This is a genomic window from Marinomonas sp. AWM4_232, assembly GCF_056158325.1.
Window position 1 is genome coordinate 2,919,673 of record NZ_JBSWTA010000001.1, and the last position, 18,599, is coordinate 2,938,271.

The window sequence follows — 18,599 nt, forward strand, 5'->3', positions numbered from 1 at the left end:
TGCTTAGATAGAGCGATTTGGACTACTCAAGCTTGCTTTTATATTCTTTCTTTCTAATGTCATAGTTTGAGTAAGACCTAAAAGTTGAAATTTGTTACTCTGTTAAACTACCGCTGAATGAAAAGAATAGGGCGTAAAAGTGTCGCAAGAATTTCAAGTTGTTTCGCAATATCTGCCAGCTGGAGATCAGCCAAAAGCTATTGAAAAGCTCGTCCAAGGAGTTGATGCAGGGTTGGCGCACCAAACATTACTGGGGGTTACTGGCTCAGGTAAGACTTTTACAGTTGCTAATGTAATTGCTCAGGTGAAACGCCCGACTATCATCATGGCGCATAATAAAACTTTGGCCGCCCAGCTTTACGGGGAATTCAAGGAGTTCTTCCCGAACAACGCGGTGGAGTACTTCGTTTCCTACTATGACTATTATCAGCCCGAAGCCTACGTTGCCGCGTCAGATACCTTTATTGAAAAAGATGCATCGGTAAATGAGCACATTGAACAGATGCGGCTGTCGGCAACCAAAGCGCTCTTGGAGCGTGAAGACGTCATCATTGTTGCGACCGTATCTGCGATTTACGGTTTGGGTGATCCACAGTCCTATTTAAAAATGATGCTACATCTTGATCGTGGTGATCGCATTGATCAGCGTTCGATTTTACGACGCTTAGCAGAGCTTCAGTACACACGTAATGATATGGTGTTTGAACGTGGTAACTTTCGGGTGCGAGGCGATGTGATCGATGTCTTCCCAGCTGACTCGGAAGACGAAGCGCTACGTATTGAACTGTTCGATGACGAAGTGGATAACTTGGCGGTGTTCGATCCACTGACCAATCGCACCCTTCGTAAAGTGCCACGGATTACGATTTATCCGAAAACCCACTATGTCACGCCTCGCGAAACCATTCTTGAAGCCATTGAAAAGATTAAAAAAGAATTAGATGTTCGACTTGAGCAGCTGAAGTCACTTAATAAACTGGTTGAGATGCAACGCCTAGAGCAACGCACTAACTATGATTTGGAAATGATGCAGGAGCTTGGGTACTGCTCAGGCGTTGAAAACTACTCCCGATACCTTTCTGGGCGACCGGAAGGCGCGCCGCCGCCAACACTGTTTGATTATTTGCCTGCAAATGCGCTTTTGGTGATAGATGAATCCCACGTGACTGTGCCGCAAATTGGTGCCATGTATAAAGGTGACCGCTCCCGCAAAGAAAACCTTGTCGAGTATGGCTTCCGTTTGCCCTCAGCATTGGATAACCGTCCGATGAAGTTTGAAGAATGGGAGCATATAAAGCCGCAGACTATTTTTGTCTCGGCGACACCGGGCAAATATGAAGAACAGCATCAGGATTGGGTGGTGGAACAAATCGTTCGTCCGACGGGGTTGGTCGACCCTGAGTTAGAAGTTCGTCCTGTCGCTACACAGGTGGATGATTTGCTGTCTGAAATTAACCTTCGTCTACCGAAAGGTGAGCGTGTGTTGGTGACCACGTTAACCAAGCGCATGGCGGAAGACTTAACCGATTACTTACATGAGCACGGTATCCGTGTGCGTTACCTGCACTCGGATATTGATACCGTTGAACGTGTAGAAATTATCCGCGACCTACGCCTCGGTGAATTCGATGTGCTAGTGGGTATTAACCTGCTCCGAGAAGGTCTGGATATTCCTGAAGTCAGCTTGGTGGCGATCTTAGATGCTGATAAAGAAGGCTTCTTACGTTCAGATCGCTCACTAATTCAGACTATTGGTCGTGCGGCACGTAACGTTAACGGTAAAGCAATTTTGTATGCCGATCGTATTACCGGCTCGATGCAGCGTGCGATGGATGAAACCATTCGACGCCGCGCGAAACAAGAAGCCTTCAACGAAGAGCATGGCATTGTGCCAAAAGGTATTAACAAATCGGTAGAAGACATACTTGAGGGGGCTTACAACCCAGGTGCAGGTGGTCGAAATAAAGGCAAGCAAACACGTAAAGTAGCCGAGAAAGTCAAAGATTACCAAATTGAAAACATGGATGATGTGGCTGAAGTGCGTAAAGCCATTGTTCAGCTGCAGAAAGAAATGACGCTTGCTTCAGAAGAGCTTCAGTTTGAACTTGCTGCAGGCTACCGTGATCAAATCCGCGTTTTGCAGAAGAAATTAAAAGAGGTAGGAGAGGGTTGAATTTTCCCTTCATTCACCGTTTAAAAACAAATACTTAAAATTTTATTTAAAGTGCTTGAACTGGTAAAAGTGCTGCGTATAATAGCCATCACTTTCTAGGTCTATAGCTCAGTTGGTTAGAGCGCTACCTTGACATGGTAGAGGTCAGCAGTTCGAATCTGCTTAGACCTACCAGAATTTACAAAAAAGCCGAGCGCCAAGCTCGGCTTTTTTGTTTCTATCTCCTTTGTTTCATGTTTCTCTGACTAAGTGCTCCCTATCGAATTGAATACTGGGCTGTCTAAGATAATGCGCTCTAGTCGTTTGGTTGCTTCATTAATATTTTTGGCTGTAAAAAGTGCTAATTCTGTTTCTGGAAGGGGGGGAAGCCCTTTATGTAGGATGACTAAATCATCTTCTAGGGTGTGTAGTGGGATGATTCCTATGCCGATTCCTGCTCTGACTGCTGCAAGCACACCAGCCCGACTTTGACTTGTGAATGCCACTCTGTAAGCAATATCAGCTTCCTCCAGTAAATGGATAGCATGATGTCTGTGGTTGCAGCCTTCATCGAAAACCGCAAGCGGAAGAGGTCGTTGACCAGCGAGGTTATGATCCCTTGATCCAATCCATACTAACGCGTCCCTTCTTAATCGAATACCACCATCGCTATCTGCCATCATTTCAACTAAAGCAATATCAAGTAAGCCTTTTTCTAGTCGTTTTATAAGAGTTACTGGACTGTGATCGCAAAATACTTCTAGTTCAACCTCTGGGTAACTGAGAACAAACTCTTGCAGCAATGGAGATAAGGTTCTAGTTGCGTATTGGTCATGACTGCCTAGGCGAACGGCGCCGTTAATTCCCATATTTTGAAATGAGCCAACGATTTGATCATGTAAATTCAGGAGTTGTTGTGCATGAGCTGTGAGTTGCAATCCTGCTGGAGTCAATCTAACCCCATGTTGACCGCGTTCCATTAGAGTGCTCCCAACAAGCTCTTCTAAGCGGCTTAGCTGCATGCTTATGGTGGAGGGAGCCTTATGCAGGTGCTTTGAAGCTTCTGTTAAGTTCAATGTTTTAGCGACCATTAAAAATGTTCGTAGAAGGTGAATCGGTAAGTCGCGCATAAGTAATGTGTCTACTCTTAAGATTTCGATAAAAGCGAATGTAGATTTCAATATTATTCGATTTATTGAAAATGTGCATTCCTCTAAATTCCTTTCATCAATTAAAAGTCAGCTTTTGAAAAGCATTATTTGGTGGGGGTGAGTATGGGGATGGATGCGTTAATGGCGTTTAACCAAGTTGTAAGTCACGGTTTTGGCCTGTTTTTATTTGTTGCGCTGGTACCTGAAATGCAAGCAGATATGGGCATTGAAGCGTGGCATCTTGCCATTATTGGTGCTGGTAGTCAGATGTCATATTTAATAGGTGCTGCGCTTTTGGGAGTTTGGGGCACAAGCTACCGTCAAATAAGTTGCTGCTTGTTAGTGGGTTATTAACCGCTAGTATCCTTTTTAGCATGATGTTTATTCAGTCCCCGATGCTGATAATGCTAGGTCTTTTCCTCATGGCCATCAGCGCTTCTATTTGCTGGGGAGGCATTGTTGAATTGATTGCTCGGCACAGTAAGACGGAGGAGAGGTCCACTCACCTTTCGATTGCCTCAAGCGGAACGGCATGGGGCTATGGTGTAAACGGTTTACTGCTTCTATTGATTGTTCCTTTATGGGGATGGGAGGGAGCGTGGCTTGTGGCGGGCTCAATGGCAATAGTCAGTGTTTTAATGACTTATCTGGCTTTGAGAAAGGGAAAGTCTAGTTCGCGCGCTCTGGTTGATGAAATGGTCCTCTCTAATCAAGTGATTCCTTTAACTTCTAAAAAATTAATACATGCCATATTTACCGAACGCGTTGCCCGAGCCTCTACTATGATTTTAGGTGTCGTTGGGTTTTCCTCTATGCCCTTCTCTACATGGTTAAACCTCTATTTAGAAGAGCTTTTACTACCCTCAACTGTCGGTGGAACTGCGTGGCTTTTAGTTGGTGTTTCAGGCATGTTGTCAGGCATTTTCATAGGAAGGTTAGCAGATATAAAAGGGGCTTTGTTTTCACTAGCAGCTATCTTTATTGGTTTTCTGGTCGGTAATATTTTGTTCATGGTTAAGCCAGAAAAAACAGTCTATCTGATGGCTGTTTGCTATGGTGCGATGTACTTCCCTGTATGGGGTATTTTAGCTGGTTGGGTAAATAAGACATATTCATCAAAAGTGACGATGCAAATAAATGGTATTGGAATGGTTGCTTTTGGGCTGGGAGGAGCATTAGGAAATCTTGTCGCAGGGGGGATTCAGCATCATACCAGTAGCATTAGTGGTCTTTTTGTTATTTTAAGTGCTGCGGCCATTTTATTGGTTGGAATCACTCTACATTTGAATTGGATATCTGCTTCTAAAAATATATCGCAATCAGATCTAATGCCTGAGTCCTAACCAATGCTTAATATAAGTACAGTTAAATTAAGTAGGCATATTTCAAAATATACGAACATTGAGCTACGCTATGATAAGTGCTTCTGTAAGTCCTTTTTTGCTTTTACCGTTGCGTCTTCTTAACTATGTAAAAGTTTGTGCAGTTGTCGTATGTTGTGTGACAGTCATCAGTGCTTGTGTAATTTGTTGTGGTGTAAGTAAAAAACATAAAAAATATGAGGGCAAATATTGTAATGTTTCGTTATAAATAGATGAATTCATTGCATAAAAGTCATAACCTCTAACCATGGTCGGTAATGGACGAGTAATTAATGTGCTGAGCACAATACTCATAATTGAACTTTAAGGAATTGGTATGCTGAAACTGTTTTTGATACAGGCATTTGCTGTCATAGTTGCAATGACATTGGCACTTTCCCAATTTTTTTGGCCTGCTTTGTTGGTAATGGCGTTATCAGGAGTATTGCTCATTTTCCTGAGCCGTACCGCAAATAGTCGTTACGTTGCTTCAGACTCATTGGATGATATCTCAGAAAAAAATACAGAAAGTGTTGAAAAGCACGATGCCCAAAAACTGTTTCATGATGAGCTGGTTCCCATTTTGGAAGTATGCGGTGATGATTTAGATAATGTGTTAACAACTCAAAAAAGTGCAATTGAGCTACTGAGCGAATCATTTGAAACAACTCATCGCTTAATTAATGAGCAGTCTGACTGTATTCACTCCTTGATTAACGACAGTGATGATGGATCACGTTCGTACAGCGAAGTTATGCAAGAATTCGCTGACCAAACTTCCAAAACCTTAGATCGATTCATAAATACCACCGTGGAGATGTCTGCTGAATCCATGGACTTGTTAAGCAAAGTGAGTGACATACACGATGAAATGCCAGTTGTAACTAAGGCTTTGAAGGATATTGATGATATTGCTGAGCAGACTAACCTACTGGCCCTTAATGCAGCCATTGAAGCAGCTCGAGCAGGTGAAGCAGGTCGAGGCTTTGCTGTCGTGGCAGATGAAGTTAGAACACTTTCTAATCGGTCAGCAGGTTTTAGTGTTGCGATTCAAACACAACTACAAAAGATACAAGACCAAGTAACGGATCTAACGAAATCTATGGAGAGTTTAGCTGCCCACGATGTGACCTACATTATGGAGTCTAAGCGCACTATGCAAAAGGTTTTGAGTCATATTGTAGAAAAAGCGAAAAGCGATTCAATTGTTACAATGCAGCTCAATGAACTTTCTAATTCAATAGAGGACGCAATCTTTGGCGCTACCAGAGGTTTGCAGTTTGACGACATTAATAGGCAAAATATTGAGTATACGATTGAAACTTTAGTTTTCATTTCTGAGCATCTAGAGACGATTAAACACACTTCCTTTGAAGATTTAGAGCATGTTTTAAAAGACAAGCTTGAACAAATCAAGGTCCGTAGCCAGGAGCGTCATAACCCGGTTTCGCAGCAAGATGTTGATAGCGGTGATATTGATTTATTTTAATGTATTAGAGGGTAATGGTATGACTCAAACATCAGAAGTCATTAGTGTTCCAGAGCGCTTTGATTTTAGTACTCATAAATGGTTTACAGAAAATTATGAAAGTGCGTTGGGGAAAACAAACTATATTGTTTTAGATTTCTCGCGAGTTTCATACATTGATTCGTCAGCGTTAGGGATGATGGTGTTGCTGCATCGAAAGATTGCGGCTGAAGGTGGGAAAGGATGTATTCGAAATGTGTCAGGCACAGCAAAAGACATATTGGATATGGCAAATTTTAATACCTTGTTTGATTATGAATAGGTAAAAATTATGTTTGCTGAAGATACAGTTTTGATTCTTGAGGACGACCTGACTACACAAGTCATTGTATCAGAATCCTTGTCAGCCCACGATATCAAAACTGTATTAGCTAGTTCATTGGCCGAAGCAGAGAAACTGATAGAGCAGACTGAGATAAAGCTTTATTTATTAGATGTGTATCTACCAGATGGCGACTCAGTAGCCTTGGTAAAAAAATTAAGACTTAGTCGGCCTTTGGTTCCCATACTGATAATGACGGCAGATTATGATCAAGATAGGATGTCAGAATTTTTTGACCTTGGCGTACGAGATTTTATTAATAAACCTATTCACCCAGTTTTATTAGCGAGCAGAGTAGGTAGTTTTATTCGCAACTATGTCACTGAAAAAGCATTATTCGATGCGAATGAAATGTATCAAAAGATAGCTCATGAGAAAGAACAAGAAGAAGGGCTTGCTCATTATGTTTATAACCACATTCTGGATGTGCATACTTCAAAGATAGATGGGCTGGACGTTGCGATTCGCTCTTCAGGGCGTTTTTGCGGTGATATGATTCTTTCTGCAAAAGCCCCTAACGGTAATCTGATTGTTCTGCTCGCTGATGCCACCGGGCATGGAATGGCTGCTGCCTTAACAATATATCCCATGGTTTCTACTTTTTCTGCCATGGTGTCAAAAGGCTTATCATTAGGGGCCATTCTTAAAGAGCTAAGTGCGAAACATAATCAATGCATTCCTCAAAACAGGTTTGTCGCCGCTATTCTACTAGAGCTATCGCTGTCAGATAATTCAATTAGGGTGTGGAATGGCGGCATGCCTGCATTACTTATGTTTGATAAGAATGGAGGCCTGACAAAAGTTACCTCAAAAAACTTGGCGATCGGTATACTGCCTGATGAGGTTATTAGTACAAAAATGGAAGTTTTTGAGCTCGATAAAGTCAGCAAGATAGCGATGTTTAGTGATGGCTTAATTGAGAATAAAGCCATTGAAGGGAGAAATATTTCATTTGATGAGGCTTACGATATTATCGCTACTCATCTAGATGATCTTCAAGGCCTATTAGGCAAAATGCATGACTGCGAACAGTTCGTGAATGAATTCAATGATCATGACGATATGACGTTAGCCGTCTTAGATCTTGAACGCTTGAAAGAAGAGCTCAAGCAAGTGGAGCAAGAAGAAGAGGTGCTTCCCGGGTCATTTAACTTTGACTTTGTTTTGACTGGAGCTTCGTTGAACAATGACAAGTTTGTTTTTAGCCTATCTGAACTGCTTGCTTCTTACGGCTTTAATAAAGCGTTCTGCCAGAAAGTTTTTACTGTAGTAACCGAGTTACTGATAAATGCCGTAGACCATGGGATCTTTAATATTCCATCATACCTGAAAGAAGAAGATTTTATTGCTTATCTCTCGATGAGGGAAGAGAAGCAATCAACAATAGCAGCATCGGATAAGGCTTCAATCCAAATTAAATGGCAGGAGCCGACGCGGACGCTTGATATATTTTTATCCGATAGCGGTAATGGCTATGAATTAAAAAATTTAAGCAATGATAACGAATCAAGTGATTTAGCTCATGGGCGTGGTCTTAAACTAGTTTCGTCTTTGAGTCATTCGTTTAAATACGATAAACACACAAATACAACCCATGTGACTTTAGAATATTAGAGGAAGTTATGAGCAAGAAACTGCTTATTGTTGATGATTCACCGTCTGTACGCCAAATGGTTGAGATGACGTTAAAAGGGGCTGGGTATTCTGTTAAGGCTGCGAAAGACGGCCAAGAAGCCTTGAATTTCTGCAAAGCAGAACGTTACGACTTCGTGCTGACGGATCAAAACATGCCTAATATGGACGGTATTACACTGATCAAGTCTCTAAGAGCAATGCCTTCTTACGCTCGAACTCCTTTGATTGTGTTAACGACAGAAGCGAGCGATATGATGAAGCAAAAAGGTAAAGCGGCCGGTGCTACTGGATGGATGGTTAAACCGTTTGACCCGAAAAAACTGCTCGAAGTGGTTTCGAAAGTACTACGTTAATCTGAGTCACTTACTACAGTCGTTCGGAGTGTAAGATGGATAACCTAAGTCAGTTTAATGAAGCGTTCTTCGAAGAAGCTCAGGAGCATCTCGAAACGATGGAAACCATGTTATTGGATTACGACGTGGATTATCCTGATATAGAAGATCTGAACAGTGTATTCCGTGCAGCCCATTCCATTAAAGGTGGTAGTGCTATTTTTGGCTTTACCGCAATGACTGGGCTGACGCATGTCATGGAAAACATGCTGGACAGAGCGAGGAATGAAGAGCTATCGCTGACCAATGAGTTGATCACGGTTTTACTGGAAACCGTTGATGTCTTGAAGGATATCTTGCACAGCTATCGTAACGATGAAGAGATCGATTGGGATGTAGTTGAAACAAACAAAACGATATTAGAAAAAGAACTTGATCTCGCAATGAGTGGTCAAGTAGGAAACAGTCAGGCTGAATTAGATTCAGATGTTCAACAGGTTGAGTCGGGCGGTGAAGAAGCTTCAGAAGCAGAGGAAGGTTTCGGCTTTTTTGACCAATCAGATGATAGCGATGACGAGGATGGTTTTGGTTTCTTTGATGAAGACATAAGTGTCTTAGCATCCAGTCACTCAGACGAGGACGATCAAGGATTTGGTTTCTTTGATGAGACCTTAGACTCGTCATCTGATGACAGTAATGACGGCTTTGGCTTTTTCGATGATGCACCGGCAGCGCCAACGCTGGAGAAGAAAACAGACGACGATGAAATAGAAGGGTTTGGCTTCTTTGAGTCTGAGCCTGATGATGTCGATAGTACTGATGTTGACTCCAAAGATTCAGACAGCAGCACTGCAACGACCCCTTCAGGTGTTGGCGATAAAGACGATGGTTTTGGTTTTTTTGACGAGTCGATGAAGGCTCGACATGAGCAGGATAAGATCGACGACAAACAAGGCTATGGCCTTTATCCCAAAGAAAAAGACGAGCCAGCCAGGAAAACTACACCTAGAAAATCTAAGGCTAAGCCAGCCTCTAAACCAGCGGAAGCGAAAAGCTCTGAAGCCACGAGTATACGTGTAGAAACCGTTAAGATTGATAAATTAGTGAACCTTGTCGGTGAGCTGGTGATCACTCAGTCCATGCTAAATTTAATCGGCAACGAAGTTCAGGAAAGTGTTGCTGAAAAAATGATGGGAGCTTTAGCGGAACTTGAGCGTAATACTCGAGAGATCCAAGAGGCGGTTATGTCGGTTCGAATGCTGCCCATCTCATTTGTTTTCAACCGATTTCCTAGGTTGGTTCGAGACCTCTCAGTCAAAATGGATAAGCAAATTGAGCTGGTGATCGAAGGAGCTAGCACTGAGATTGACAAAAACTTAGTCGAGAAAATTTCGGACCCGTTGACTCATCTTATCCGTAACAGTGTCGATCACGGCATCGAAAAGCCAGAGGTGCGTAAAGCTGCGGGTAAAGTAGAAAAAGGAACAGTTCGTCTATCTGCTGTACAGAAAGGTGGCGAAATTGTCATTTCAATATTAGATGATGGCGCTGGGCTAAACCGAGATCGAATCGTTGCGAAAGCTGAAGAAAAAGGTATAGAGCTTCCAGATCCTTTGACTGATGAGGCGGTTTGGCAGTTGATTTTTGCGCCGGGCTTTTCAACAGCAGCAGAGGTTACAGATGTGTCTGGTCGTGGGGTAGGCATGGATGTGGTTCGTCGCAATATCGAATCCCTTGGTGGCCGAGTAGAAATCAATTCTTCTGAAGGTGTGGGCACAGAGTTTGTTATTAGCTTACCTTTGACGCTGGCGATTCTAGATGGGATGTGTGTTGAAGCTGAACAGCAAATATTTGTTGTTCCTTTGGTGAATATTGTGGAAAGCATTCAGCCGATGCCAGAACAAATTCGAGTTATCAAAGGCAGCAAGATTTTGTGGGCTCGCGAGGAGTATTGGCCTTTGGTTGATATTGGCCGTGTGCTTGGCGGCCGTGCGGAAAGTATCGATCAACTGGATTTATCTGAATCCATCATTGTGTTGGTTGAAACTGCCAAGAGCCGCTTTGGACTTGTGGTCGATACTTTGGTTGGGCAACAACAAGTGGTTATTAAGAGTTTAGAGCGCCACTACCGTCGTGTAGATGGCGTTGCAGGGGCCACCATCATGGGTGACGGTGGCGTCGCACTTATTCTGGATGTCGATTCATTGACACAGTTTATTAGTTCAGATTTGGGAGGGGCATCTTATGCCGTCAGAGCAGCAGGGTAGTGCTTCAACAATGCCAACAAGAGAGTTTTTAACATTTGTTCTAGGCGATGAAACATATGCTCTAGACATTATGACCGTTAAAGAAATTCGCGGTTATGAAGCAACGACGAAAATTGCTAACGCTCCTGATTTTATAAAAGGGGTGATAAACCTTCGTGGTGATATTGTTCCGATTATTGATCTACGTATTAAATTTGGAATTGGAGAGCCCACTTACAATGAGTGGACCATTGTCATCATGTTGAATATCCACGAGCGCATCGTAGGGATCGTGGTAGATGGTGTTTCGGATGTGATGAATCTCGAAGATGAAGAAGTAAAGCCAGCCCCAGAGTTTGGTGTTGCGTTTGATAGTAAATATTTACATGGCTTAGCGACACTTGAAGATCACATGGTCATCATCGTGGATATCGAGGCGCTTATTTCCAGTGATGAATTAGGATTGTTTGAAACTGCCTAGTCAGCAACATAAGTTGCAACTTGGTATTTATCACCATCAACCCTTGCTATGCAAAATGTTGTGGTGTCATACAAACTTAGGTAGGAAGGTTAAATATTATGTTTAAAGGCTTATTTGCAAAACCATTAGAAGATGGACAGGTAATCGTTTCTCAACAAGAACTGATCAATTTACGTGGGCAAATTGAGGCACTATCAAAGTCACAAGCGGTTATCGAATTTGATTTGAAGGGTAATATCCTATTTGCCAATGATAACTTTCTGAATGCATTAGGCTACTCGCTAGATGAAGTGGTAGGTAAGCATCATGCTATTTTTGTAGATGATCAAACGCGTAATACTAATGAATACCGTGAATTTTGGACCAATCTTGCTCGTGGAGAGTTTCAAGCAGGAGAGTTTTCTCGTATTACTAAGCAAGGTAAGCGTATTTGGATTGAAGCAAGCTATAACCCTATTTTTGATGAAAATGGAAAGCCTTTCAAAGTTGTTAAATTTGCCTCTGACATTACTGCCAAGAAAAATCAATCCGCTGACTATGCGAGTCAATTAGACGCGATTTCTAACGCACAGGCTGTAATTTCCTTCAATCTAGAAGGGGTCATTTACGATGCAAACAGTAATTTCTTGAATGCTCTTGGTTATACGATTGATGAAGTTCGAGGGAAGCACCATAGTATGTTTGTGGATGCTGACTTTAGACAATCTGAAGAATATAAAGACTTCTGGCGCAGATTGAAATCAGGTGATCATTTTGTTGGCCGCTTCCCTCGCGTAAGAAAAGACGGAAAAACAATTTGGATTCAAGCCAACTACAGCCCGATTCGTGATGCCCTTGGCAATATCTACAAAGTAGTTAAATATGCTACTGATATCACTGCACAAGTAGAAGCTGAGCAACAATTGCAACTTGCTGTTGAACAAGTAAATGAAGCCATTGAAGCCGCAACAGCGAACGACTTAACTAAGCGAGTCTCTTTAGACGGTAAAACAGGTTCACTGCTTGGCTTATGCCAAGGGGTTAATGGTCTATTGGTCACCATGACGGATGTCATCACACAAATCAAAGGTGCTTCGGATGCGGTTTATGTTGGTGCCCGTGAGATTTCAAATGGCAACACTGATTTGTCCCGTCGTACGGAGCAACAAGCTGCCAACCTTGAAGAAACAGCCTCAAGTATGGAGCAGTTGACTAGTACGGTTCGTCAAAACTCAAACAATGCTAAACAAGCGACAAGTCTTGCTTCAAATGCTGTATCGGTTGCCAGTGATGGTGGTGAGCTGATTGAGCAAGTGGTAGTGACCATGGCTTCGATTAATGAGTCGTCGCAAAAAATCTCAGATATCATCGGTATGATTGATGGTATCGCTTTCCAAACAAATATCTTGGCTCTAAATGCCGCGGTTGAGGCTGCACGAGCTGGAGAACAAGGCCGAGGCTTTGCGGTCGTTGCTTCGGAAGTGCGTACGCTAGCTCAGCGCTCGGCTAATGCGGCCAAGGAAATTAAAGACTTAATTTCTGAATCCGGTGCTAAAATTTCTACCGGTAATGAGCTAGTGAATAAGTCTGGCGATACCATGAAGGAAATCGTCGAAGCGATTAAGAAAGTAAATAGCATTATGAACGATATTTCATCTGCTTCTTCTGAACAGGCTTCGGGCCTAGATGAGATCGGCAAAGCCGTATCGCAAATGGATGAGATGACGCAACAGAACGCAGCTCTTGTAGAAGAAGCTGCCGCCGCATCAGAAAGCTTATTGAACCAAGCCGATCAGTTGGCAACCAATATGGGGCAGTTTATAGTTGATGATCACACTCCTCATCAACTTATAAACCGACCAGCTATTTCTGCTCCTAAACGAGCTGTCGACAAAGCGCGGCCTATGGCTGCGAAAACCCCCACCTCTATAAAAAAGGCTAAGCCTTTACCAAAACCTACGTTAGAGGATGAAGATGGTTGGGAAGAGTTCTAATTACAAAGACTGAGAACTAAATATTTAAGCTCTTTTATTAAGAACTCTTATTAGTGACAAACCTTGATATTTAACAAAATACTGATGTGTCTAGTATGGAACGAGAGTTTGCATATACTGATGTGGATTTCAATAAAGTACGTGCTGAATTACGGGCTTTAGCTGGTATTAACTTAGCGGATAGTAAAATATCTCTAGTATATAGCCGGCTCGCTCCCAGAGTGCGAAAATTAGGTCTTAATAGTGTTAAAAACTATTTAAGCTATTTAGAAACCCATCCAGGTGAGCAAGAGCATTTTATTAATGCTCTGACTACAAATCTGACTTCGTTCTTTCGTGAGCCACATCACTTTGAACTGTTGAAAGAGTTTATTCAGTCAGGAGAGCAATGCGAGCGCATATGGTGTGCGGCATCCAGTACTGGGGAAGAGCCTTATTCGATCGCTATGACTTTAGTGGAAGCATTTGGACGGTTCGATGTTACCAGCAAAATCGTCGCTTCAGATATCGACAGTAACGTTTTGAATAAAGCAAGCCAAGGGGTTTACCCAATCGAAAAGGTTGACCCTATCAGCAATAAAAAAAGCTTCTTTCTAAAAGGAAAGGCGCACAATCAAGGCAGCGCAAAAGTAGTGCCTCAGCTCAGGAATTTAATCGAATTTAGGCAGGTCAATTTGCTTGATAATCAATATCCAGTTCAGGAAGAAATGGATGTGATTTTTTGCCGTAATGTGATGATTTATTTTGATAAAGACACCCAGGTACAGATTCTTGAAAAGTTGCTACAAAAACTTCGTCCAGGCGGACTCTATATCGCGGGTCACTCGGAGAATTTTAATCATCTTGGTCATTTAATAACACCAGTTGGACGAACTGCTTACAGGAAAGTTTAGTAGGGGGAGTTATGGCATTACGAGAAGACGCTCAAGAACATCTTGCGACTAAGCAATATTTTGATCGCCAGTTTGATACGGATGCTATGAAAGTGCTGCCTGGTGAGTACTACGCCACCGCAGATGATATGATGATCACAACCTTATTGGGGTCATGTGTTGCAGTTTGCTTGTATGATCCAATCTCTAAGGTTGGCGGTATGAACCATTTCTTGTTGCCTGAAGGTGATCCAAACGACCTGTTGTCAGCATCTGGCCGCTACGGTGTATACGCCATGGAAATGTTGATCAACCATTTGGTTAAGCTGGGTGGGCGTCGTGATCGATTTAGAGCTAAAATTTTTGGTGGCGGAGCAGTTATTCGCGGTATGGTTCAGAATAATGTGGGCAAGAATAACGCTGAATTCATTCAATCTTTTCTGCAGAATGAAGAGATTCCAGTAGATGCTTCCGATCTGTTAGACATCTACCCAAGACGTGTTAATTTTTTTCCTGTCTCAGGAAAAGCGATGATGAAAAAACTGAAAAATCATTATGACAATGAGTTAATTGATAACGAACTACGCTATAAGAAAGCTGTTGTGGAGAGTAGTCAAGTTGATTCAGGTGACATTGATCTCTTCTAAGTAAGGTGTAAATTTGCATGCGACATCAACCTATTAAAGTTTTAGTGGTCGATGATTCTGAAATAATTCGAAGATTGTTAACGGAAGTTCTAAATGCGGATCCTGACATATCGGTTGTTGGGGCTGCTCAAGATGCCTTTGAAGCCAAAAAACTTGTCAACCAACTCTCTCCTGATGTGATCACGTTAGACGTAGAAATGCCGGAAGTAGATGGCATTCGCTTTTTAGAAGTTCTTATGAAGGCTCGTCCAACTCCCGTCATCATGATTTCCACTCTTACACGCTCAAAGGCCGATGTCACTCTGCGTGCTCTAGAGCTAGGTGCGGTTGATTATATTGCTAAGCCTGTAGTCGATGATTTATCTATGTTTCATCGCTACTCAAGTACTGTCATTAATAAAATCAAAATGGCTGCTCGCTCAAGAGTGGGTCACTCTCGCTCACCGATCAAAAGACCTGCTCTACCATCTACAAAAGCAAACCGTGTGCTCGCCATAGGAGCTTCTACTGGTGGTACTGAAGCTATTAATAGTGTTCTGCAACAGCTTCCTGCTCAAAGCTTTGCTGTGGTCATGACCCAGCATATGCCTGTGGGGTTTACGACGACGTTTGCCGATCGTCTGGACAGAACGACAGACTTTACTGTCATTGAAGCCCAAGGCGGAGAAAGAATTCGTCCAGGTTGTGCATATCTTGCTCCGGGTGGTTTTCATATGCGGGTAGTGCGTCGTGGCAATGACTTGTTTACGGATGTATTCGATGGTGACAAGGTATGTGGTCATAGACCTTCGGTCGATGTGCTATTTGGCTCTATTGCATCAGAAGTAGGAAAATTTGCTTTAGCAGCATTGCTGACTGGTATGGGAAAAGATGGTGCTCAAGGACTAAATAAAATACACCAGACGGGGGCGTACACTGTTGCTCAGGATGAACAAACTTGTGTTGTGTATGGTATGCCACGAGCTGCAGTAGAACTTAATGCGGTGGATGCTATTGTTCCCTTGGAGGAGATAGGTTCCAACCTAGTCGAGCATTTATCTGCTCGGCATGTTAGAGATTAAGCTCTTTAATTGTAGTGTATACGCAAATTAAGCAAGCAGATGCAGCTTTGTACGAAGCAAAAAACTCAGGGCGTAACTGTGTTCGAGCAAGCCAGAGTTCTCTGGATAGTTGAGTACATTAACATTAAAGGCTAGTTGAAATGTCTTGGTGGTGCGTGTCTCGGAAGATGGATAAGGTGCAGGCCGAGTTGCTTAGCCTGCTGCACGGCTAAGTGGCTAGGAGAGGCGAGATGTGCGAGGCTTGCGACCTGAGCACGAGTCGCTTTCATAATCAATTCCGTACTGCAACGGCTACTCATCAAAATATGGCAATCTTTCAGGCCATGCTGAGCAATCATTGCCTTACCAATAAGCTTATCCAGAGCATTGTGTCGACCAATGTCTTCAGCAAAGGCTACAAACTCTCCCACTTGGTTCAATAGCATAGCACCATGAATGGCTCCAGATGTCCGGCCAATCATTTGATGATCTGAGAAAGTAGCTTTAGCGCCAAGCCATATATCATCAGACAATGTAGGTATGGGGGGGTAAGGTGTCAGCTTAGGGAACGCTTGCTCGACTGCTTCGATGCCACATAAACCGCAGCCGCTGGCTCCGCGTCTTTGTCGCATAATAGAGCGACTTCTTTGTAATGCTCGGTTTGTGAGTACTAAGTTTGCCAATATATGGTGTGGCGAACTGATTTGGTCGCTGGCTTCAATAGAGCGAAATTCGATGTCTAATATTTCACTAGCCTGATTAATAAGGCCTTCAGAGAAAGCGAATCCCGCTACAAAAGCCTCTACATCAACGTCTGTGACCATAATTACTGCGTAATTTACATCGTTGATACTGATTGCGATTGGGGTTTCTTGAACCAGCTCCGTCTCATGCAAACCATGACTATCCATGTAGCTGTTCGTTACTGTGCCTAAAGCCGCCATAATCTTACTCACTGATGCTAAACTGATTTTATGATATTGAATCAGGTACCTTACCTGAAAGATACGACTCACACATGTCTATTTAAGACTGCCAAGTGACTTTGGCAACATAACTTTTAATCTTTAGCTTTATCAGGGCTTCTAGCCATAGATTTTGGCTGGTCTGAAGGCGGTCGTTCGGCGCTTTCACTTCGATAAAGCGAATGCTTTTTTCCTCTGTCATAAATTGGATTAAGTCAGGCATACCACGTTTATGTTGACGTAAATCCTGCTCCAAATAATCAAACATTCCTCTCAATTGTTCACTCGAAATATTGTCTAGCGCAAGGTCAATCAGCTCTTCTGATAAGCTTGGCCAATGAATAAATGGGCACTGAAGTGAATGTTTCTTATGATAATGACGACGAATAATCGCCTGATAGGAGCCATCAACAATGGTCGCTCTTAGTTTAGAAAGCTGATTGGCTCTCGCTTGGAAAAAGTCTTTGCTGTAAATATCCAGTGGTGCCGACTGAAAAGGGTGTAGAAACGCACCTTCAATAGGGGCATAGATGGCCTGCCAGAACAGAAGTGCCCACAAGCTTGGTATTAATCGATTCTCTACATAATATACAGGCGATGATGACGTGCTAAGAGTTTGAGCGACGGCGTTCTCGACTCGATATTCTGAAGCAGGCAGATGGAGTAATAATTCAGGAACCTCTAGCGCCTTTGCTCTCTTTGCCGGTAGGCCGAGCTTACGCTGTTGGCGGTGTAAGATACGCTGTAAGTAAATGCTGGTTTCACTGTGCTGGATAGTCTTTAATGCGGATTGAGCGATTTGGATAATGCTTTCGGGGGAGTCGTAGCGCTCCATAACCCTTAGTTGGCGAACCAGAGCAGTATTGCTTTGTGTAGCGTCATACAGCGAAATGGCATCTTTTAAAAGGTTGTGCTTTTCGAATAGTTGAGCAAGCTTAAAACATACTCTTTTCCGTTTGGCTTCCAGCCACCTATTTTGACAAGAAGACAGTAAAAGAGGATCAATTTCTAAGACGTCGACACCATTAAGCAATGTGTTTTCAGTGTCGGCTTGTAGGTCATCGAAATGTAAATATCGATCAATATCTGAACGGTCTGTGAATGCCCTGAGCTCTGGCTGATAGGAGATGGATTCGTACTTGATATGCCCAAGCTATGTCACAATAAATTCAGACCAGTCTTGTGCTAAATTGCCAAAAAACATCAGTTGAATTCGCTTATAAAAACTCGGGTGTCGTAAGCGAATCCAATGCTCTGTATCTCCCCAGTCTTGTGCTGTCCTTGGTTTTTCCGCCCATTGAGCGTTTTTTAGACTCTGATACAGCGTATCTTTTCGTTCACTCTTTTTGGGTGGAACAGGGAAATGGCGATGACAAAACGTCCAGATAATTTCTTTGTTAAACTTTGAGTAGGCCTCGTCCAAAGAAATTAAGGGGTCCATCTCAATCAGCTTCAAGTCTTCAAGTAAGGCAACGGCCTGATTGGTGTTCTCAATTTCAGCGTATTGCAGAGTGCCTAGAGGGAACAGCTCCCCTTGACGCATAACCATTCTTACCAACAATGCTTGGGCATCACGTGGAAGGTTTAAGATATCTTGCAGCCGTTGTATCTCTTCGGTACATAAACAATCACAGTGATGCTTAAGTACCCATTGCCAAACGGTTAGTGCATTTTCTAAATAGTAAAATGGATTGGACAATGAAGCGGCTTGTATGAAGTCTGATTTTTGCATATCAAGAATGTGTAAGAGGCTGTATTTTATAGCATTAGTTGATTTTGCAGACTGTCATTTTTTCTGAGACTCAGGCAAGATGTGTCTGTCTTTTAATTATGTATCAATATAATGCTAATCTTCCAAAGTATTATATCTCTCAAGATGGCAGCAGAGAGCTGC

General features: G+C 42.7%; 17 protein-coding genes and 1 tRNA gene. 14 read left to right on the forward strand and 4 right to left on the reverse strand.

Going from position 1 to position 18,599, the window contains the following annotated elements; genetic code table 11:
- Positions 1–139: 139 nt before the first annotated feature.
- Both uvrB and ACXAC1_RS13855 read left to right on the forward strand, forming a co-directional pair.
- Positions 140–2,173 carry an excinuclease ABC subunit UvrB gene (gene uvrB / locus ACXAC1_RS13850; RefSeq protein ID WP_475062166.1) on the forward strand — a complete coding sequence of 678 codons (2,034 nt, stop codon included), beginning with the start codon at positions 140–142 and terminating at the stop codon, positions 2,171–2,173.
- Positions 2,174–2,270: 97 nt separating this feature from the next.
- A tRNA-Val gene (locus ACXAC1_RS13855) sits at positions 2,271–2,347 on the forward strand.
- A 71-nt stretch (positions 2,348–2,418) separates the two neighbouring features.
- Here ACXAC1_RS13855 and ACXAC1_RS13860 read toward each other — a convergent pair.
- A complete protein-coding gene (locus ACXAC1_RS13860) occupies positions 2,419–3,333 on the reverse strand; it encodes a LysR family transcriptional regulator (protein WP_475062168.1) in 915 nt (304 codons plus the stop codon).
- Positions 3,334–3,444: 111 nt separating this feature from the next.
- Here ACXAC1_RS13860 and ACXAC1_RS13865 point away from each other — a divergent pair, with 111 nt between their 5' ends.
- The 12 genes from ACXAC1_RS13865 (at position 3,445) to ACXAC1_RS13920 (ending at position 15,761) form a co-directional block, all read left to right on the forward strand.
- On the forward strand, positions 3,445–3,657 hold the full coding sequence (locus ACXAC1_RS13865) for a hypothetical protein (protein WP_475062170.1): 213 nt from the start codon (positions 3,445–3,447) through the stop codon (positions 3,655–3,657).
- Positions 3,633–4,646 carry an MFS transporter gene (locus ACXAC1_RS13870; RefSeq protein ID WP_475062172.1) on the forward strand — a complete coding sequence of 338 codons (1,014 nt, stop codon included), beginning with the start codon at positions 3,633–3,635 and terminating at the stop codon, positions 4,644–4,646. The genes ACXAC1_RS13865 and ACXAC1_RS13870 overlap by 25 nt, the downstream gene beginning before the upstream one ends.
- A gap of 355 nt (positions 4,647–5,001) precedes the next feature.
- The gene (locus tag ACXAC1_RS13875; RefSeq protein WP_475062173.1) at positions 5,002–6,153 is read left to right on the forward strand and encodes a methyl-accepting chemotaxis protein; all 1,152 of its coding nucleotides are present in this window, start codon (positions 5,002–5,004) and stop codon (positions 6,151–6,153) included.
- A 19-nt stretch (positions 6,154–6,172) separates the two neighbouring features.
- Complete coding sequence (locus ACXAC1_RS13880) at positions 6,173–6,454, forward strand: STAS domain-containing protein (RefSeq protein ID WP_475062174.1); 282 nt, start codon at positions 6,173–6,175, stop codon at positions 6,452–6,454.
- A gap of 9 nt (positions 6,455–6,463) precedes the next feature.
- Positions 6,464–8,128, forward strand: a complete 1,665-nt coding sequence (locus ACXAC1_RS13885) for an ATP-binding SpoIIE family protein phosphatase (protein ID WP_475062175.1) — start codon at positions 6,464–6,466, stop codon at positions 8,126–8,128.
- Between the two features lie 8 nt (positions 8,129–8,136).
- Positions 8,137–8,502: a response regulator gene (locus ACXAC1_RS13890; protein WP_133563824.1), complete on the forward strand. Its 366-nt coding sequence runs from the start codon at positions 8,137–8,139 to the stop codon at positions 8,500–8,502.
- Positions 8,503–8,537: 35 nt separating this feature from the next.
- Positions 8,538–10,748: a chemotaxis protein CheA gene (locus tag ACXAC1_RS13895; protein ID WP_475062177.1), complete on the forward strand. Its 2,211-nt coding sequence runs from the start codon at positions 8,538–8,540 to the stop codon at positions 10,746–10,748.
- Positions 10,726–11,208: a chemotaxis protein CheW gene (locus tag ACXAC1_RS13900; RefSeq protein ID WP_228191177.1), complete on the forward strand. Its 483-nt coding sequence runs from the start codon at positions 10,726–10,728 to the stop codon at positions 11,206–11,208. Before ACXAC1_RS13895 ends, ACXAC1_RS13900 begins: the two co-directional genes overlap by 23 nt.
- A gap of 98 nt (positions 11,209–11,306) precedes the next feature.
- The gene (locus ACXAC1_RS13905) at positions 11,307–13,181 is read left to right on the forward strand and encodes a methyl-accepting chemotaxis protein (protein WP_475062179.1); all 1,875 of its coding nucleotides are present in this window, start codon (positions 11,307–11,309) and stop codon (positions 13,179–13,181) included.
- A gap of 95 nt (positions 13,182–13,276) precedes the next feature.
- Positions 13,277–14,074 (forward strand): CheR family methyltransferase, encoded by a 798-nt coding sequence (locus ACXAC1_RS13910; protein ID WP_475062181.1) that lies wholly within the window; start codon positions 13,277–13,279, stop codon positions 14,072–14,074.
- Positions 14,075–14,085: 11 nt separating this feature from the next.
- A complete protein-coding gene (cheD, locus tag ACXAC1_RS13915) occupies positions 14,086–14,700 on the forward strand; it encodes a chemoreceptor glutamine deamidase CheD (RefSeq protein ID WP_475062183.1) in 615 nt (204 codons plus the stop codon).
- Positions 14,701–14,717: 17 nt separating this feature from the next.
- A complete protein-coding gene (locus ACXAC1_RS13920) occupies positions 14,718–15,761 on the forward strand; it encodes a protein-glutamate methylesterase/protein-glutamine glutaminase (protein WP_475062185.1) in 1,044 nt (347 codons plus the stop codon).
- 131 nt (positions 15,762–15,892) lie between these two features.
- Here ACXAC1_RS13920 and ACXAC1_RS13925 read toward each other — a convergent pair whose 3' ends face one another.
- From ACXAC1_RS13925 to ACXAC1_RS13935, 3 genes are all read right to left on the reverse strand, one after another.
- Positions 15,893–16,684: a formate dehydrogenase accessory sulfurtransferase FdhD gene (locus ACXAC1_RS13925; protein ID WP_475062187.1), complete on the reverse strand. Its 792-nt coding sequence runs from the start codon at positions 16,682–16,684 to the stop codon at positions 15,893–15,895.
- 82 nt (positions 16,685–16,766) lie between these two features.
- Positions 16,767–17,738 carry a VRR-NUC domain-containing protein gene (locus tag ACXAC1_RS13930; RefSeq protein ID WP_475062189.1) on the reverse strand — a complete coding sequence of 324 codons (972 nt, stop codon included), beginning with the start codon at positions 17,736–17,738 and terminating at the stop codon, positions 16,767–16,769.
- 120 nt (positions 17,739–17,858) lie between these two features.
- Positions 17,859–18,437 (reverse strand): hypothetical protein, encoded by a 579-nt coding sequence (locus tag ACXAC1_RS13935; RefSeq protein WP_475062191.1) that lies wholly within the window; start codon positions 18,435–18,437, stop codon positions 17,859–17,861.
- Positions 18,438–18,599: the final 162 nt, after the last annotated feature.

Bases quoted from the DNA above. Each gene is read 5' to 3' on its own strand.
- ACXAC1_RS13935 (WP_475062191.1), bottom strand. From the start codon at position 18,437: ATGCAAAAATCAGACTTCATACAAGCCGCTTCATTGTCCAATCCATTT.
- ACXAC1_RS13885 (WP_475062175.1), top strand. From the start codon at position 6,464: ATGTTTGCTGAAGATACAGTTTTGATTCTTGAGGACGACCTGACTACA.
- ACXAC1_RS13900 (WP_228191177.1), top strand. From the start codon at position 10,726: ATGCCGTCAGAGCAGCAGGGTAGTGCTTCAACAATGCCAACAAGAGAG.
- ACXAC1_RS13925 (WP_475062187.1), bottom strand. From the start codon at position 16,684: ATGGCGGCTTTAGGCACAGTAACGAACAGCTACATGGATAGTCATGGT.
- cheD (WP_475062183.1), top strand. From the start codon at position 14,086: ATGGCATTACGAGAAGACGCTCAAGAACATCTTGCGACTAAGCAATAT.
- ACXAC1_RS13865 (WP_475062170.1), top strand. From the start codon at position 3,445: ATGGCGTTTAACCAAGTTGTAAGTCACGGTTTTGGCCTGTTTTTATTT.
- ACXAC1_RS13880 (WP_475062174.1), top strand. From the start codon at position 6,173: ATGACTCAAACATCAGAAGTCATTAGTGTTCCAGAGCGCTTTGATTTT.
- ACXAC1_RS13910 (WP_475062181.1), top strand. From the start codon at position 13,277: ATGGAACGAGAGTTTGCATATACTGATGTGGATTTCAATAAAGTACGT.
- ACXAC1_RS13905 (WP_475062179.1), top strand. From the start codon at position 11,307: ATGTTTAAAGGCTTATTTGCAAAACCATTAGAAGATGGACAGGTAATC.
- ACXAC1_RS13875 (WP_475062173.1), top strand. From the start codon at position 5,002: ATGCTGAAACTGTTTTTGATACAGGCATTTGCTGTCATAGTTGCAATG.
- ACXAC1_RS13890 (WP_133563824.1), top strand. From the start codon at position 8,137: ATGAGCAAGAAACTGCTTATTGTTGATGATTCACCGTCTGTACGCCAA.
- ACXAC1_RS13895 (WP_475062177.1), top strand. From the start codon at position 8,538: ATGGATAACCTAAGTCAGTTTAATGAAGCGTTCTTCGAAGAAGCTCAG.
- ACXAC1_RS13920 (WP_475062185.1), top strand. From the start codon at position 14,718: ATGCGACATCAACCTATTAAAGTTTTAGTGGTCGATGATTCTGAAATA.